The organism is Leptospira yasudae (assembly GCF_003545925.1).
GTDB classification, from domain to species: Bacteria; Spirochaetota; Leptospiria; order Leptospirales; family Leptospiraceae; genus Leptospira; species Leptospira yasudae.
The window spans coordinates 19,368-35,951 of sequence record NZ_QHCU01000011.1 but is presented as its reverse complement, the minus strand read 5'-3'; the positions used below and the strand labels follow the sequence as shown (position 1 = coordinate 35,951).

Here is a 16,584-nt window from a genome sequence, read left to right as displayed (position 1 = left end):
TGTGTAAAATATTCCAGAACCAATCCTTAAATTAGATTTTAATTATTCTCTTTATAACCTGCAATCAATGTATTGTAAAAAAAAATAATTATTTTTTAAATTGATGTTCAAATAATGAAAGCAGTTCGCCCGCATCGTATTTTCAGGGTCGAAAAATTAATTTAGGAATCTTTAAAATGTTAAACGAAGTTGGAATTCCTTTGGTTCGGAATCTTTGTAAAACAGTGGAAATTGTATCTAACGTTCTATCGCTCAGGGAAAGGGAAGAAATTAATTTTTGAGTCTTTCTGTTGGGGCTGCAATCAAATCAGCAGATTCATGTCGAATTAAAGAAAATACTTATTTCAGTTTATATTATGGAAAGAATTGATTTCATAAAATTCGAATGAATTTGTGAGATTTGGATTTTTTGAAAAGCCAAAGACATGCAGAATGGAAAAACGGATACCACGTTTTAACTTAGTTCTGTACTTAGGGAATGATGGGGGCTTTGATTCGCTTCGTAAAAGCAGAAAAAAATTAAAAGGAAATGGTTCTTCGGTTTTTCTTTTCGGTTCAACAGGAATGTGAATGAGTAAATTCGTCGTATGTCCTCGAAGATCCGACGAGCTTACGTGGATCAAATCCGTTTTGAGGAAAGAGAAAAACGGTGAGCGGCACTTTTATACTTCAAGGGAATTCGCAAAGGAATCGTTTGTTTGCGGGAGATTCGGTTGGAGAACTCTCCCTCGAATGCGGGTTCCCACTGCACGTTTCTTTCTTTTTGAAAGGATCGTTTCTTTTCATAAATTGAACTGCCTACAAACCGCCGGAAAGAAAAGAGGCTTTTGCAAAGGATGGATGTGGACTGAGCCGGCCCCTCGGGAATCTGTTGTCTGCTTTGGAAAGCGATAACGTACCAATTTTTTTGAAAACAAGGTACAACGTTTTTCCATCAGGTCGTTCCTTTGCGGTGATTGCAGTAATTTCATCGATGATATGGGTTGAATACTATAAGATGAAAATTATCCTTAAATTTCTTTTGAAATTTAGGTTATAAGATGAAAAGAAAGAATTAATTTCTAGTATAAAATCGATGTATGATTTCTGAAAGCGGCGCTTTCTACATTGAGAACAAACTGCATGCAACGGATGTATACAGTTATTCTCTCTATAACCTGGAAGGGAAGCAATTGTATTCCGAACCGAATTACAATCCGCTCCTGGATTCCGAAGCAAAACTTAAAAAAATCGTAGAAAGATTCATCGATTACGGAAATCTTCATTCCACCGTTTCCGCGCTCCGCAGATTTAAGAACGATAGGAACGTCCAGTTGATGGTGCGTTCCAATAACGATCGTATTTATCGGGTAAATTTTGAAATCAACCCGAAAGGCGGTTACGTTCTCGCACACATCGAATCCGTGACCCGAATTTTATCGAACCCCGAAAAAAATCGAGTGCAAAGATTTCGTTCTCTCAAACACGATTTAGTAAGAACTCTCAAGCTTGAAAAAACTTTTTTTTACCTGGTAAACATCGAAATTTACAATCATCCCTTTCTCCACAAATACGAGACTCAAGTATATGAAGCGGTCTTTTTGGATCTGCATACGGAGTTCTTAACGATTACGAACAGTCAAAACGTAGGGCTTCGGATTTCCACGAACCAGATTTTCTTCGCATATCAGATCAACAAACCGGACGTAGATATCAATTGGATTCCTTCCAGTTTGATTTCGTATATGAAGAACACGATTCAAATTGAAAATCACGAATTTCATCTGAAACTTTCGATCGGCGGTTATCACACTTCGGAGACCAATACGAGCCCGCTACGAATTCTCAAAGGGCTGCGGGCTAATCTGAAAAAAGTGATCGATTATCCGTTTAGTCGTTATGCGACACAGAGCCAAAACGATTCTTCCAATTTGATTTCCACGTATTTGTCCCTTCGCAATTCGGTTCACAAAAAAGAACTTCTTTTGTATTATCAACCGATCGTAAATTCGAAAACGAAGGAACTTCATTCTTTGGAAGCGCTTTCGCGCTGGAATCATTCCGCAAAAGGGATGATCAGCCCGGATGTTTTTATTCCCTTAGCGGAAGAATCCGGTTTGATCAGTTCCATCGGGGCTTGGGTGATTCAAAACGCTCTTTGGGATCTTTCTCAGATTCGAAAAAGCGATTCTTCGGTTTCGAAGGCTTTGATTTCGATCAACGTTTCTCCATTTCAATTGAAGAATCCCGAATTTGCGGACAATTTGATTTCTTACTTTTCAAAGCTGAATTTGGACCCGAATTCGATCGTATTGGAAATGACGGAAAGCCGTTACGAAGAAACCGCCCTAATCATCGAACAGATGGCGATTCTGAAGCGTTTCGGGTTTCAGATTGCGATCGACGACTTCGGAATCGGGAATTCGAATTTTTCTAGAATCGAAAAGATCGAATGCGATTACGTGAAACTGGATAAAAGCCTCGTAATTGGAGTCGACGTCAATCACAGCAAACGAAGCGTTTTGAAAGCGATTTCGCAAGTTCTTTCCTCGCTTGGTAAGAAGACCGTATTTGAAGGAATTGAAAACGCAATCTTGGAAAATATTGCGATCGATTACGGTGCCAATTATCTGCAAGGATATCATTATGGAAAGCCGACTTGGATTCAGGATTTTTCTTCCTTTCAATTTCCTCAGTAATCCCTTCGGGGCGCGTTAGCCGATCTTTCGATTCTTATTTTTGTTTCAGTCGATTTCTAACTCGACATTCAATTTATCTTTCAACAGAAGAATCGTAAAACAGCGTTTGCTTCGTTGCAAATCAAAGATTCTTTTTTCAGAATTATCAATGTAGAGTATTCAAAATAGAAATGTGAATTCGAATTGATAAGTTAGAAAAACATAAAATCCTAAAGGATTAAATAGTTTTGTAACTTTAAAAGGGCCAATAATAAAAAAGTGTTCCTTTTATAGAATGCGGTGAACAAAGACAGTGGATTCTATAAACTATAGGTATGTCAAATGTTCTGCGTTTTGATTTTCGATCGAAAGGCTTTTTCAAAAATCCTTTATCGCGATTTCAAGCGAATCATTTTACAAGTATACTCTGGATCTTCGGGTGCGCTTTCCTTCTAAACTGCGCACAAGCGGAGCCGATCGAGATGGATGCTTCGCATAGTCCGGTGGGATTTTTGTTAAACGCATTCGTATACAGCGCTTATTCTTTGAGGAACGGAGCCGAGAATCTGATTTTGGAAGAGGGACGGTACAGAACCGTGGAGCTGGACATAACGACGTCTTCCGATGTTCAAAGAGTCAAAATATTCAAAGAATTGAATGCATCCGACTCCTTAACTTTTTCCGAAGAAGCGGAAATACAACGCACGTCCGGATCTCCAAAAATTCTCATTCATCTTGCCGCAGCTGCGGACGCAAATTGCGAGGAAGAGAACTATGTTCTTCGTTTAAAAACGCCGAATAACGTTGAAATCGGGAAAGTAAACATACGAATCCAAGAAGCGGATCGATGTATGTTCTTTGCAACGGCGAACGGGACGGGGTTTACGGGCGATTTAGGCGGCCTTGTCGGTGCGGATACGATCTGTCAGTCGGAAAAGAGCGGCTTTCTCCCCGGAGACAAAAGAGAATATTCCGCATTTTTGGCGACCACGTTTACGCGGAAACCCGCCCTGAACATCGAACAAAGCGGAATCTCCGTTTGGCCGATGCGCAGAGGTTTGCGTTATTATATCCACAGCAACGATGAAAGAAGAATTCATTTCGAGTTAGGGACGGCGTATTCTCCCGCGCCGGCTTCCGAGGATCCTTCTGGAATTCTTCCGATTCCTTTGACCAACGGTGTTCCCACTTCCATTCTACCGAATCCTCCCGTCATTTGGTCGGGATATTACAATTCCTTTCAGACTTCGGTCGATTGTTCGAATTGGACCTCGAGCTCGAACACGATTTCGGCGTTGGTGATGAGTTCTATTTTCGACGACTCGTATTCGAGCTGCGACGTTCGTCATTCTATCTTATGTATCAGACAATAAAACCAAACTATGAGGACGCAAATGCAGGTTAGTAATGAGTTCGTTACATTCAATGTACAGGGAACGACTACCAAAGTTATGTTGATTAAACTTTCGGGAGTGATCGACAACCGTTCCATTATGAACGTTCGCGATATCATCTTATCGATTTTGGACGAATTTTCGGGGATCTATATTTTGGATTTGAATAAGATCGAAAACGAAGAGTTCATCAATCTTACCAATTTTCGAAAGATGATCTCCGATTCGATTCGCGTAAATCAAAATTGCGTAATTTTATCCGAATGCAGAAAGCTGGAATTGTGGATCGAAAATTATTCCGTTTTCAACGGGGTATATCTCGCTAAGAACGATTCGGAATTGGCTCAGGTTCTGAACGAAAAGGTTTCGAACGATACGCTTTTGGAGGATGCGACCGACGAATCCGATATTCGTCTGCACCTCGATTATCTGATTAAAGATAGTTATTGAAGGGAAATTTTGGAGGAATGGATGGAATCTTCTTAGATACCAATTCTTCCGAAAAAGAAATCTTTCCGCCCAGCTCTCGGAAGAAAGTCCGGTTTTCGAGCAGGGCGGGCCTTTCCGAACTCGAAACATTCGAATCCGAAAAACCGCTCTTTTCTAAATCAAAACGTCATCGCTTTGTCCATTGCTTCGTCCAAGTCGATCGACAATGTGATCAATTTGTCCAATCTCGTTAACTCGAAAATTTTGCTGATCGCGTTCGGGATCGAATACACGATCAATGCGCCTTTTAGCTGCTTCATCAATCTGGCTTGCGTACTGATCAGAACCGCAAGTCCGGAAGAATCGATATGCGTCGTCGCGGAAAGATCTAAGAGTAAAACCCTCGTTCCTTCGTCGATTTTCAGATTGAATAGATCCTTGAGTTTCTTAGAAGAGAAAATATTTACTTCTCCGTTCGTTTTCACGATCGTAATATGCGGTTTTAGTAAATGATTTACGTGAGAATTGGATACGATCTCTACGGATAACTCATCTTTTGAATTGTTGGTTGCTTCCATTTTTGTTTTCCTAAAAATTAATATTGATTTTCATTTCGATTTTTTGGTCCTTCCCGATCGGATTTAGATCCGGACTCGGATTTATCGCGGGGGCGGTCGCCCCGTCGTGAAAAAAGAAGGCGAACGTCACCGGAAACGTAAGTAGTACCGCGTTGAATAGATACGTGCAGGCCAAAGAAATTAAAAATAGCTGATTCAGCTTTTTATGTCTTTCGAATTCTCCGTTGGCTTGTTCGGCCCACAGAATCGATCCGTCGCTTTGCGGTATATACACGGGGGTTTTCCCTTCCGAGTTCTTTGCTACCATGAATTCATAGACGCTTCCCGCCATCAAAAAACCCGTCAAACCCATCAAAGTCGTTCCGCTTTTGACATAACCCTGCTTCCGTATGTAATAGCCCGGAATCAGATAATCGATCAAAGTGATTTCCTTGCTCGCGCTTTCTTTCGGAATCTCTTTTTCATCCTCCGCGGTTTTGTAATGGAGGGTGGCGATTTCTTCGCGTGTGATTTCGGTCGGCACGGGTTCGGATTCTTTTTCAATGAGAACCGAATTTTCGTTCACATCTGCGATCGGCGCTTGAACTTCTTTTTTGTCTTTGGACGTGATTAAAACGGAAAATCCGGCTTTGGCGAACTGTTCCAAAACTTTCGTGGAAGCGGCTTCGATCGTAATCGATTCCAAGTCTTTGAAAGACGCACGGAGATAACGGTTGTTTTCGTCGATATAATACACGGTGCTCGAATTGAGTTTGAGAAGTTTTAAACCGCATTTCGTTTCGGTCTGTTTTTTCAAACGCATACAAAGATGGTTACCGGATTCTTCGAAGAAAATCTCGGCGACATCCTTTTTGAAAATCTTGATATCTTCGTCTTCGGTATTGAGAATGATATGATCGGACGCGCCTTCCGTTTCTTTCAATTCTCCCGAAAGAACCTCTCCGGATTTTAAAATCACCCGATGTGCGGAAAGACTCGCCGTGATAAAAGTGAACAATAGAATGTAGATCGGGATTCTTCTCATTTGGATAACTCGATTTGTATCGGCTCGCTCAAGCTGATTTTCTTTTTTGATTTCTTTTCGATTAAGGTGATCGATTGATCGTCCTCGAAGATCGCTTTGAGAAACGGGGTTTTCTGCGAATTCTGAACGAATAAAAGTTTGTGCCGTGCTTTTACGGGAGTTCTCATCAACGCGATGGAATCGATCGCGTACGTCGGAATCGTAACGGGGAAGTGAGCCGAGTAGAGTTTTGTCTCGTCTCCGTCGATCACGATCTTATCTCCGTAGACCGGAACGGAATCCGCGACTTGGATCGCGATAAAGTTTCTTGCGTCCGCTTTCGCTTCTTCTTCCGCTTTTTTTAAGAATGCGTCCGACTTGGAGACGATGTCCTGCAGTTCGGAGCTGAGTAGATTCTTCTTGTCGTCGACCTTTGCGGATTCCCGTAAACTTTTAAGACTATCCTCCAAGCTGGGGGACGGTTTTAGTTTTTCGGAAGAAGCTTTGATTTCCGCGGCCTCGCTCGTATCGCCGAGTCGTTCCGCGTTTTTATCGGAGATTCTCGCGATTTCGCTTCCCGCGTTGTAATAATGTCCGAGCATCAAAAGTCTTCGATTCGCTTTGATTGCGATTTCCTTATCCGTATCGGAGAAGGCGAGCTTTGCGTATTCCGTGATTGCGGCGCTTTGATTTCCGGTCTTTTCCAGAGAATATGCGCGGATGTAGCGCATCTCGGCGGAATCCATCTTCGTTTTGGCGAATTCTTCCAAAACCTTGGCGTAATTTCCCTTTGCAAAAAAGGCTCTGGCTCTGGATTCGGGGCTGTCGAAATTCTCCTCGATCTCTTGGGCGCTTTGTTTTGATTTTTGTATGATCGCGATGAGAATCTCCGCGTCGTTTGCAAAGACGGTTCCCGGATTGTTTGCAAGAACGTTTTCCAAATCCCTGAGTGCGTGATCGAATTCTCCCTGAACCGCGAGACAAAATCCTTGATGCAGAAGAATAAACCCGCTTTCGTCCGTTCCTTTTGCGAAGTCGCCTAACGTTTCTCCGTAGGCTTGGTAGGCTTCCTTATAACCTTGGTTCCGTTCCAGACTGAATGCGTGTTCCAAGGCGCGGATTTTGGAGGAATTGATTTCGAAATCGATGGGAGGTTTTCCCGTCACGAAACGGACCGCGTTGATCAAAACCGAACCGAAACTCTGCAAAACCCCGACGCTGAACGATTCGAGATGATTGCTTTCGATCAAGGAACTCTGGAGATTGTTGAGATTCATCTCCGCTTTGATATTGTCCCGGTTGGAAAGAATGCTTTCGAATTTGGATCGGAGAATTTCGCTCGAAAAGGAGAAGTTGAAGAGTTTTCTCTTTTCGAGAGTAACTTTGAGTTCGTAGAGTTTCGTATCGAGTACGACGAGACCGAAAAATACGATCAATAGAAATCCTAAAATGGCGATGAACACACTTTTCTTCATTCGGTGATCTCTAAGATTCCGAACGTAACGTCGTCCGGAAAAACATTCGCGTAGGAATGAATTTCTCCTCTAAGTTTTTCGGTTAATTCTCCGGTAGGAAGCGTCGCGTATTTTTGAAAGGCCTCGATCAGACGATCGTCTCCGAAGGGTTCGTTGGTTCCGTTGGTCGCATCCAAAACCCCGTCCGTATAAACGAGAATCTTATCGCCCGGAGACGTTTTGATTTTCAACACGTTGTAGTCGTCCGGAATTCCGATCCCGAGTACGAACCCGGTGGAATTGAGAACGACGATCTTATTCTGCGCCTTGCGGTAATAATAGATCGGGTTGTGGCCCGCGCTGCAGAAGTAGGCGTAACCTCCTTCCTTTTCAAAAAGAATGAAGATTCCCGTCGCAAAGAACGTTCCTTGCAGCGTCTCGAACAGATTGTCGCTGAGACGGTTGAAGATATGCGCGGGATTGACGGTTTCCTTCATGATGTTTTCCACGTTGTAGTGGATGATGGAAGTGATCAGAGCCGCCGAAACCCCGTGCCCCGTCGCATCCGCCAAAAAGAAGGCCGTTCTTGTATCGTTGATTTCGATGATGTCGTAGATGTCTCCGCTGACTTCCCGCATGGGTTGATAGACGATTTCGGCGTCGATCAGATTGAAATTCTTTCGTTTTTCGGGAAGAAAACATTCCTGAACGTTCTTTCCGATTTCCAACTCGGTTTGAATCTGCGTATTCTTCAATCGAAGAGAATCGAATTGAGAGGAAATCTGTTCCGCCATTCCGTTGAATGTGTTTCCTAACGCGTCCAATTCGTCCTGCGCGGAGACGTTCCAGGAAATTCTCGCGTTGAGATTTCCCGTTGCCATCGTTTCGCTGACTTCTTTCAAAAGAAACAGACGCACGAAAATCTTGCGGTAAAGAAAGATTCCGAAAAGAATATGAAATGCGAATCCCCAGACCAGCAACAAACCGAGCTGTATGTAAAGAGAACGTAAACGATCGACCATCTCTTTCATCTTAATTTGAGAAATCAGAAACGTTTTCGGATTCAGATAAAAGATCAGATTTACGATAAAATGATCGGTATCGAGTTCGATATCATAGGAAGTATTCAACGCCGCTTTGGCGTTTGTCATGTTTTTGAGTTTCGTTTTGAGATCCGCTACGGAGGCAGTAACTCCGTTGGAAAGAAGAGTATGCGTTTTTTCTAAAGAAGCGTCGTCTGCGGCGATCACGGAAAAGTTCGTAAGTCCGATGCTGAGTAATTTGGATTGAAACTCGTCGGTTTGAGTCGCGTCTTCGAAGTTGATATTGCCGAAGGATTCCACCTTCTTGAGAATTTCGCGCGCGACTCGATCGGATTCGAGCGTGAAATTGGAGATCAAAAGATCGGTTTGGTTTTCAAAAATCATGACCGCTACAAACGTAAGATTTACGACCGTTAAGATCGTATAGATAACGATAATCTGTAAGCGAAGCGACTTTTTCATGACCAAGATAGATTATCGTTCTTTAAAGCTTCAAAATCATTGCAGGCTATAAAGTGAAGTCTTTTGTTTCCGGAGCGATCGTACGTTCGATTTTAAAAAAAAATATAAAATAGGGAACGAAACGTAAGAGTGAACGGCTTTCTTTCGTCGTTCTTTATGCTTGAATCTAATTTTGTTTTTGAAAAATTCGAGGCACAAGCATTGCAAAAGATTGTTGCAATAATTTATTGAAGAAGGTTGGAAGACATATCTTCGCGGAATAGATGCGAAAAATTCTTAGAAAAGAAAAGGGGAATCGCTCGCCAATACATAGAACGTATTAGTGAATTCGATTCCGAAATGAATGATTCTTGGATGTGCTGAAAAAACGTACAGACTTTCGAATCGTTCGGAGCGCGATTTTTTAATCCGTCATGGAAGAAGAACGCAGGATCGCGTTCTTTCTTTGTTCTCCCAAAAACCAAAAGTATAAAATCGGAACGGTAAATCGACTGAGTAAGGTCGCCGCCACTTCTCCGAAAATCAAAGACACGGCCAAACCTTGAAAGATCGGATCAAAGAGCATGATCGAACTTCCCACAACGACCGCCGCCGCGGTCAAAAGCATCGGTCTGAAACGAACGACTCCCGCATCGATCACCGCTTGACGCAGCGGTTTTCCGAGTTTGAGTTCCGACTCGATGAAATCCACGAGGATAATCGAGTTACGCACGATGATTCCCGCTCCCGCGATAAATCCGATCATCGACGTCGCGGTAAAATACGCGCCCGTAAACCAATGCCCCGGAAGAATTCCGATCAACGAAATCGGAATCGGAGCCATGATCACAAGAGGAACGGAATAACTTCCGAACCACGCGAGAATCAAAACGTAAATCAGAATCATCACGATCGCAAAGGCTCCTCCCAAATCCCGAAAAACCTCGTAGGTGATGAACCATTCTCCGTCCCATTTGATCGAGACTTGATCGGTTTGTTTCGGAGTTTCGAGCGTGGAAGTCGGGAACGGAATTTTCGGAGACAATTTGAGAATCCCGTAGACCGGCGCTTCTTCCGCTCCGCTGAACTCGCTCGTGACGTATTCCACCGGTCTTAGATTCTTCCGATTCAAATATACCGTATCTTGAATATAATGAGAATTGAATAATCTTTCGGTCGATACGACTCCGCTTTCGAACGTGGAAACTCCCAGGCCGTGAAACGGATGCGCGGAGGAACGGGCAGAGTTTGCAACGGAAAGATCCACCGTGATTTCCTCGGGGTTTACTGCCTCGCTCAAAGAGAATAGGGCGGTTTCCGAAAACAAAATCCGAGAATCCCGTGCGGCTGTTTCCGAACGGACTCCCAAAATTCCGCCGAGGTTCGTATCGAACGGATAGACGATCTTAGGACGTCCCGTTCTCAAGCTTGAATCCAAATCGACGACGCCTTCCTGTTCGGAAAGAATCGACCGCAGCTTGGCGGCCGCTTGTTTTCGTTCCGTTTCCGAAGGGCCGTAGATCTCCGCGACAAAGGTCGCAAGCACCGGAGGACCGGGAGGAATTTCCAAGACCTTTGTCAGAGCGTTTTCGTTCTTATCAAACTCGGCGAGAATGGGACGGATCGATTCGATGATCGAGTGACTTTTCGAGCTTCGTTTATCCTTCGATTTCAGAACGATATGCAGATCCGATTTCCAATCGTCGCTTCGTAAAAAGCTGTGTTTGACCATTCCCGAAAAGGAAAAGGGAGCGGCTTCTCCCGCAAAGATCTGCACTTTTTCCACATTCTCATTTTGTAATATTCTTTGTGCGAGACGTTTGGAAATCTGCAGGTTCTTTTCCAAGGAAGTTTTCGGATCGTAGTCGATCAGAATCTGAAACTCGTCCTTGTCGTCGAACGGCAGCATTTTGACTTTTACGATCTTCAACCCGACGAACGCGAACGAAATCAAAAGAAGAGTCGCCACTCCGACGAGGAACTTGGCGGAATTCTTTTTGTTCCGCAAAAGCCAATCCGTAAATCGAATGTAGAGCCGATCCAGTTTGGAAATCTTTTGGCGTTCCCGTTTTTCGGGAGAATGCTCCTCTTCGTGTTTTAAAATTCGAACGCTCATCCAAGGAGTTACGATAAACGCGACGAGCAAGGAAAGAATCATCGCGAGACTCGCTCCCACGGGAATCGGTTTCATGTAAGGGCCCATCAACCCTCTTACGAACGCCATCGGAAGAATCGCTGCGATCACCGTAAACGTAGCGAGGATCGTGGGATTGCCCACTTCGGAGACCGCGTTCAATGCGGCCCGTAAAATTCCGAGTTCGGGATTTTCTTTGAGATGCCGTTCTATGTTTTCCACGACTACGATCGCGTCGTCGACTAAGATCCCGATCGAGAAGATAAGCGCGAATAACGTGACTCGGTTCAACGTATATCCCAAAAAGTAATACAGGGCCAGAGTCAGCGCGAGAGTCACGGGGATCGCGACCGAAACGACGAGCGATGCGCGCAAGCCCATCCACAACGCGATGAGAATCGCGACCGAGATCGTGGCGATCAACAAGTGTTCGATCAACTCGTTGGATTTTGCGGAAGCGGTGGAGCCGTAATCCCGCAACACGGACATCCGAACGTCGGGAGGAAGACGTTTTGAAAACGATTCCGCCTTTTCCAAAAGTTCTTTGGAAAGAGGAACGACGTTCGTACCTTTTCGTTTTGCGAAACTGATCGTCACCGCGGTCTTCGCAACGGAAGAATTCTCCCGTTCATAGAGAACCGATTCTTTCGTTTTTTCCTGAGGGCCGTCGATGACGTCGGCGACTTCGAAAACGCGAATCACGCGTCCGCCCCTTTGCGCGATCGGAAGAGAACGCACATCGTTCGAACGGGAGATCGCGGTTCCCACTTCCACGTCGTAATTTTGATTTTTTCCCCAGGTTTGACCCGCGGGAAGAAATGCGTCGTTTGCACGAAGCGCGTTTGCCAGATCGGAAAGACCGATTCCATAACGATTCAATCGAACCGGGTCCGCGATGACGCGTACGGATCGCTTTCTACCTCCGAGAAGTTCCACCTTGGAAAGGTCGGGTGTTCCCGACAATTCTCGCGCTAAAGGAGCGACTAACGTTCTGAGGGAAAAATCGTCCCGCTGATCCGAACTGAACGTCAGTGCAAGAAACGGAACGTCGTCGATCGTCAAGGAGCGGACGGACGAATAACTTACGTTAGGCGGTAGGTCGTTTTTGATCTCGAGAAGTTTGTGATGGATTTTCACCAACGAAGGTTCCAAAGGCTGGCCGACTTCGAAGCGAACCGTAACCAACGCGCCGTGATCGGTGCTGGAAGAATACACGTATTCCACGCCTTCCAAACCCCAAACGGAACGTTCCACCGGCTCCGTGATCTTTCGTTCCACTTCGTGGGCGCTGAAACCCGGAGCCGCGAGTTGGATGTCGATCATCGGAACGGAAATCTGAGGTTCTTCCTCTTTCGGAGTCAGAAACACGGCGATTAAGCCGAGCAGTAAACTGGAAAGAATCAATACGGGAGTCAGCTTGGAATGGACGAATGCCCCTGCGATTTTTCCCGCAAAACCGATGCTGGACGTCGATGGATTAGAATTCGTTTTCATGAAATGCTCCTTTGGCGTTGTAAAGGGAAAGTTCTCCGCGGATGCGAAGATATTCGCTTTCCGTCGCGGATTTGATTCGTAACAGTTCGGCCATTCTTGAAAACGATTCCGCCATTTGAGGCGCGAGAATCGAACCGCTCTGAAACAATCTTTGAGAAATTTTGAGCTGCTCCTCCTGAAAACGGACGGAGTCGTAAATCGAATTCAAATTTTCGAATATACTTTTTTCTCTGGAAAGAAGGAGCCGAAAATTTCCTTCCTCTTTGAGCCGGATCTCTTCCGCTTTTTTACGGACTGCCTCTTCCTTTGCCTTCGCTTCGTCCAAAGCGCCAAGGTCGGAGGGATTCAGAAGATTCATCTGAAGATAAACACCGGCGTTGTATGCGTTCGCCTGATTTCTGCCGCCGTCATACGCGTAGGTCTCCGCATAAGCGGCTATCTTCGGAAGAAAACGGGCGCGTTCCGCTTCGATTCCCGCTTTCGCTTCTTCCGAATGAAAACGGAACGCATCGGAAAGAGGCGTATGCCCGGATTCTCGCAGAGCGGGAAGAGGAAGATATTGGTCCGCAAATTTCAGGAGTGGGATTCGCTTCGGACGAAGTTGCTCCTCCGAAATCTCCGGAGCCATCATACGAATCGTTTCTTCGGCGGTCCGGCGCGCGGTTTCCTGTTCCTTTTTGGAAACCTCCAAAAGATTTTGAAGGCTGCGTAACGCGAGAAAACCGGAATACCCCACGGGGTTATCTCGATTTCCGATTCTGTATCTGCCTAAAAAATCGCGGATTTCCCGGAGCAAGGATTCCGTTTTTGCGAGATTCTCCTCCGAAAGCGAGATCGACTGGAAAGCCGCAGCCGCATTCGAATATTCTAAAGTACGAATGTATCTTTCCTCCGATTTTACTGCGGAGAATCTTTTTTCGAGAGCGGAATGAGCCGCCGTTTTTCCTCCTCCTTCAAAGAGGGGAAGTTCCACCCCGAGGGTTCCGCGGGAATACGTGTGATCGCCCGGACGATTGAGTGTGTCCTTTGCAAATAGGTTGGCCGTATCCGAATTTAAGAGGGTATACGGCTGATTGTTCGCGTCGAGAAAGTTCGAAGGTTGGGTTCGAACGCTCGCAGTGGAAAAATCGGATTGGTTCGCGGATCTTTGTCCGAGTTTCCCGAGAAAGTTCAAAGCCGGATCGTTCGTCCTGTAAGAACGAACGTCGGCATATACTTTCGGAAGCCAGTGTTTTGCGGCGCGGTCTTTTCCGATTTCGGCGACTCGAACTTCCGCCGTTTTGGATTTTAATACGGCGGACTGGGAACGGATTTGATCCCATATCTCCGAGAACTCGATTCGTTTCTCTTCCGTCGCGGAAACGTTTTTTAAAAACGCGAACGACAAAAACACGATCGTAAAGACGGCCGCGGATCTCATCGGTTCGCGCCTTTTAAATCCGCAAGGGACGGAATTCCGATCTTTTTCAAAAAATAAGACATCGGACAAAATCCCGTGAACGAAAATAGGATCAGGTTCAACCCTACCAAAAGGTTGAAGACGAATCCCCACGGATTCACGAAGAATCCCAAAGTCAATCCCGTGAGGGAAACGATTCCTGCGATTAGAAATAAATACCTCTCCAAATACCAACTGTTCATCTGATTCTCCTTTTTATATACCCTATGGGGTATATTTATACAATACCCTGTATGGTATATAAATCGGACAAGGGATTTTTTGCTGAGGGCTTCGTTTTTTAGCGGTTTTTATTCCTTAAGTGGGATGGAATACTTCTTAAAGAAAGAAGGCGGCTTTGATCGCGGTCCGAATGTTTTCCATATCGGGCTTCTTTTTGCTCTCGATTAGGCAACGATCCATGTATTCTTGGACATACGCTTCGCCGAACTTTTTAATCGCTTGGCTTGCGGCCTTTAAAAGAAGAAGCGTTTTTTCGCAATCCATGCTGTCGTTTTGAAGACCTTTTTCCACCGCTTCCAATTGACCTTGGATGCGATGGATTCGATTTATGAGCAATTTTGTGCCGGTTTCGGATTTCATAGTTACATAGGATACGGGGTATTCTATTTGGTCAATTTCGATATCAGGTCGCGGTTGCGAAAACCGCTTCCACGAGAACGGGTAAATCGTCTAACGCGCTTACTTTTCCCGTCAATTTCCAAGTGTGCAGAACCCCTTCGTAGCAGGCAAAAATTCTGCGCGCTAAAAGTTTCGGATCGGCTTGTTTCGCAATCAAACCCGTTTGCTGCCACTGGGAAAGATAATCGGTAAGAATATCGATCGTTCTCAGGGAAACTCTCCTCGCTTCTTCGGAGATGGAATGCGAAGTGGAGGCGATCTGTGCGACCGTGTTTGCCATCGGACAACCGGCAAATCCCGTGCTTTTGGTTTGTCGGCGCAGAATTTGGGTCCAAGCGCGGATGAATTCTTTCGGGGTTTCCGATCGGGACTTTAAACGTTCGAGCAAAACGATTTGTTCGTTTCCGTAAAATTCTATGTAAGCCTTTCCAAGATCGTCTTTGGACGGGAAATGATCGTAAAAACTCGCTTTGGCGGTTTTCGATTCCTGGATGATCTGATTGATACCCGTATTTCCGTAGCCTTGCGTTTGAAACAATCGGACCGCGGTTTCTAAAATTCTATCCTTGGGCCCGGATTCTCGACTTGACATTTTCTTTCCTTTTTGATTCAATAGCAGACAGACTTGTCTGTTCTGGCTCTTTCTTCCTTTATCTGAACCGGGAACTTTCGAAATTGCAAGTCTTTTTGGAGATTTTATGGAATCCACACAATCCGAATTCGTAAATATAACGGGCGCGGCTAAGACCGTAGAAGAGGCGGTCAACACGCGTCATAGCATTCGAGACTTCGAATCCAAACCGATCGATGAAAAAATTCTTTCCGAGTTGTTTCGGAATTCTTTGCGCGCTCCGAGCTGGAAGAACAGTCAACCTTGGAAAGTTCACGTCGTGAGCGGAGCGAGAAGAGACCGTATGGCGGAGTTGCTCGTCAGCCGCGCGAAACAGGGAGATCCGGTACCCGATACCGTTTGGCCCACCGGTTTCCCTTCCGATGCAAAACGGAGAATGTTCGATCTCGGTATGAAAATCTACGGCGTCGCCGGTATCGAACGAAAAGACAAAGACGCGCGCGACGGTTTTATGCTGCGCAACTTCGAATTTTTCGGCGCGCCGACCGCCGTGTTTATCACGACCGAATTCGAATTAAATTTTTACATCGCGTTGGACATCGGTTGTTATCTGAATACGCTGATGCTTTTGGCGAGAGGTTACGGTTTGGGAAGCGTTCCGCAAGCCGCGTTATCCGCCTTTCCCGAAGTCGTTCGACAAGAATTGAATCTTCCCGCGACGGAGAAGGTGGTTTGCGGTTTGAGTTTGGGATATCCGAAGATCGATTCCGACTTGAATTCGTTTCATACTCCGAGGGAACCGATCGCTGATCTCGTTACGTTTTATTAGAATGCGCGGGCGGATTTTTTTATGGAGAAGTCGATCGGCTTTCGTGAGAATTCTTGAAAAAGGTTTCAAAAAGAATCGTTTCGTTTTTTGAAGAAGCGTGGCCGTTTTTTATGTACTTTGGATTTTTACAATCCTTGTGGTTTCTCCGACCCAACTCAAACTGATTGCGGAAAAAATCGAAATCAACGTGGAAAATCCCCGTTCTTTCGGAAGATCCGAATTCTATTTTTCGAATACGAGAGAAGGGGATCGATTGCTCGGAAAGAAAAAGAATCAACTCCGCGGAAACGACGACTGGGAAGAATGCGTGATCGATCTTGCGGACAGCGCGGGCGGTTATTATTACGATCGGGATTATCGTAATTTTCCGAAAGATTTAGGCGAGACGAAAGGTTTGAGCCATTCCGAACTCGCCGACCTTTGTAAGAAGGTCCATAGACACTGATGGTTCTCGAATTCGGAAGCGGTTTTTGGAAA

The 16,584-nt window shown here is 45.1% G+C and carries 14 protein-coding genes; 5 read left to right on the top strand and 9 right to left on the bottom strand.

The features are described from left to right. Positions 1-1,079: 1,079 nt before the first annotated feature. The 3 genes from DLM76_RS20915 (at position 1,080) to DLM76_RS20905 (ending at position 4,501) form a co-directional block, all read left to right on the top strand. Positions 1,080-2,678, top strand: a complete 1,599-nt coding sequence (locus tag DLM76_RS20915) for an EAL domain-containing protein (RefSeq protein WP_118966476.1) — start codon at positions 1,080-1,082, stop codon at positions 2,676-2,678. 461 nt (positions 2,679-3,139) lie between these two features. Continuing rightward, positions 3,140-4,030, top strand: a complete 891-nt coding sequence (locus DLM76_RS20910; protein ID WP_158586412.1) for a DUF1554 domain-containing protein — start codon at positions 3,140-3,142, stop codon at positions 4,028-4,030. Between the two features lie 78 nt (positions 4,031-4,108). Then, complete coding sequence (locus tag DLM76_RS20905) at positions 4,109-4,501, top strand: hypothetical protein (RefSeq protein WP_118957948.1); 393 nt, start codon at positions 4,109-4,111, stop codon at positions 4,499-4,501. Between the two features lie 158 nt (positions 4,502-4,659). Here DLM76_RS20905 and DLM76_RS20900 read toward each other — a convergent pair whose 3' ends face one another. From DLM76_RS20900 to DLM76_RS20860, 9 genes are all read right to left on the bottom strand, one after another. Further along, positions 4,660-5,058: an STAS domain-containing protein gene (locus DLM76_RS20900; protein ID WP_118957947.1), complete on the bottom strand. Its 399-nt coding sequence runs from the start codon at positions 5,056-5,058 to the stop codon at positions 4,660-4,662. Positions 5,059-5,068: 10 nt separating this feature from the next. Beyond that, the gene (locus DLM76_RS20895; RefSeq protein WP_118966474.1) at positions 5,069-6,082 is read right to left on the bottom strand and encodes an LB_137 family protein; all 1,014 of its coding nucleotides are present in this window, start codon (positions 6,080-6,082) and stop codon (positions 5,069-5,071) included. Beyond that, entirely contained in the window at positions 6,079-7,536 is a 1,458-nt protein-coding gene (locus tag DLM76_RS20890) for a tetratricopeptide repeat protein (RefSeq protein WP_118966473.1), read from the bottom strand. Before DLM76_RS20890 ends, DLM76_RS20895 begins: the two co-directional genes overlap by 4 nt. Continuing rightward, a complete protein-coding gene (locus DLM76_RS20885) occupies positions 7,533-9,020 on the bottom strand; it encodes a SpoIIE family protein phosphatase (protein ID WP_118966472.1) in 1,488 nt (495 codons plus the stop codon). Before DLM76_RS20885 ends, DLM76_RS20890 begins: the two co-directional genes overlap by 4 nt. Before the next feature lie 403 nt (positions 9,021-9,423). After that, positions 9,424-12,627: an efflux RND transporter permease subunit gene (locus DLM76_RS20880; RefSeq protein WP_118966471.1), complete on the bottom strand. Its 3,204-nt coding sequence runs from the start codon at positions 12,625-12,627 to the stop codon at positions 9,424-9,426. Next, on the bottom strand, positions 12,611-14,047 hold the full coding sequence (locus DLM76_RS20875; protein ID WP_118966470.1) for a TolC family protein: 1,437 nt from the start codon (positions 14,045-14,047) through the stop codon (positions 12,611-12,613). Before DLM76_RS20875 ends, DLM76_RS20880 begins: the two co-directional genes overlap by 17 nt. Beyond that, entirely contained in the window at positions 14,044-14,268 is a 225-nt protein-coding gene (locus DLM76_RS20870) for a YgaP family membrane protein (RefSeq protein ID WP_118957941.1), read from the bottom strand. The genes DLM76_RS20875 and DLM76_RS20870 overlap by 4 nt, the downstream gene beginning before the upstream one ends. Positions 14,269-14,404: 136 nt before the next feature. Next, on the bottom strand, positions 14,405-14,668 hold the full coding sequence (locus tag DLM76_RS20865) for a metal-sensitive transcriptional regulator (protein WP_118957940.1): 264 nt from the start codon (positions 14,666-14,668) through the stop codon (positions 14,405-14,407). Between the two features lie 43 nt (positions 14,669-14,711). Continuing rightward, complete coding sequence (locus DLM76_RS20860; protein ID WP_118957968.1) at positions 14,712-15,299, bottom strand: TetR/AcrR family transcriptional regulator; 588 nt, start codon at positions 15,297-15,299, stop codon at positions 14,712-14,714. A 106-nt stretch (positions 15,300-15,405) separates the two neighbouring features. Here DLM76_RS20860 and DLM76_RS20855 point away from each other — a divergent pair, with 106 nt between their 5' ends. Together DLM76_RS20855 and DLM76_RS20850 are read left to right on the top strand one after the other, a co-directional pair. Continuing rightward, positions 15,406-16,107 carry a nitroreductase gene (locus DLM76_RS20855; protein ID WP_118966469.1) on the top strand — a complete coding sequence of 234 codons (702 nt, stop codon included), beginning with the start codon at positions 15,406-15,408 and terminating at the stop codon, positions 16,105-16,107. Between the two features lie 97 nt (positions 16,108-16,204). After that, a complete protein-coding gene (locus DLM76_RS20850; RefSeq protein WP_118957938.1) occupies positions 16,205-16,552 on the top strand; it encodes a hypothetical protein in 348 nt (115 codons plus the stop codon). The last annotated feature ends 32 nt before the right edge of the window (positions 16,553-16,584 follow it).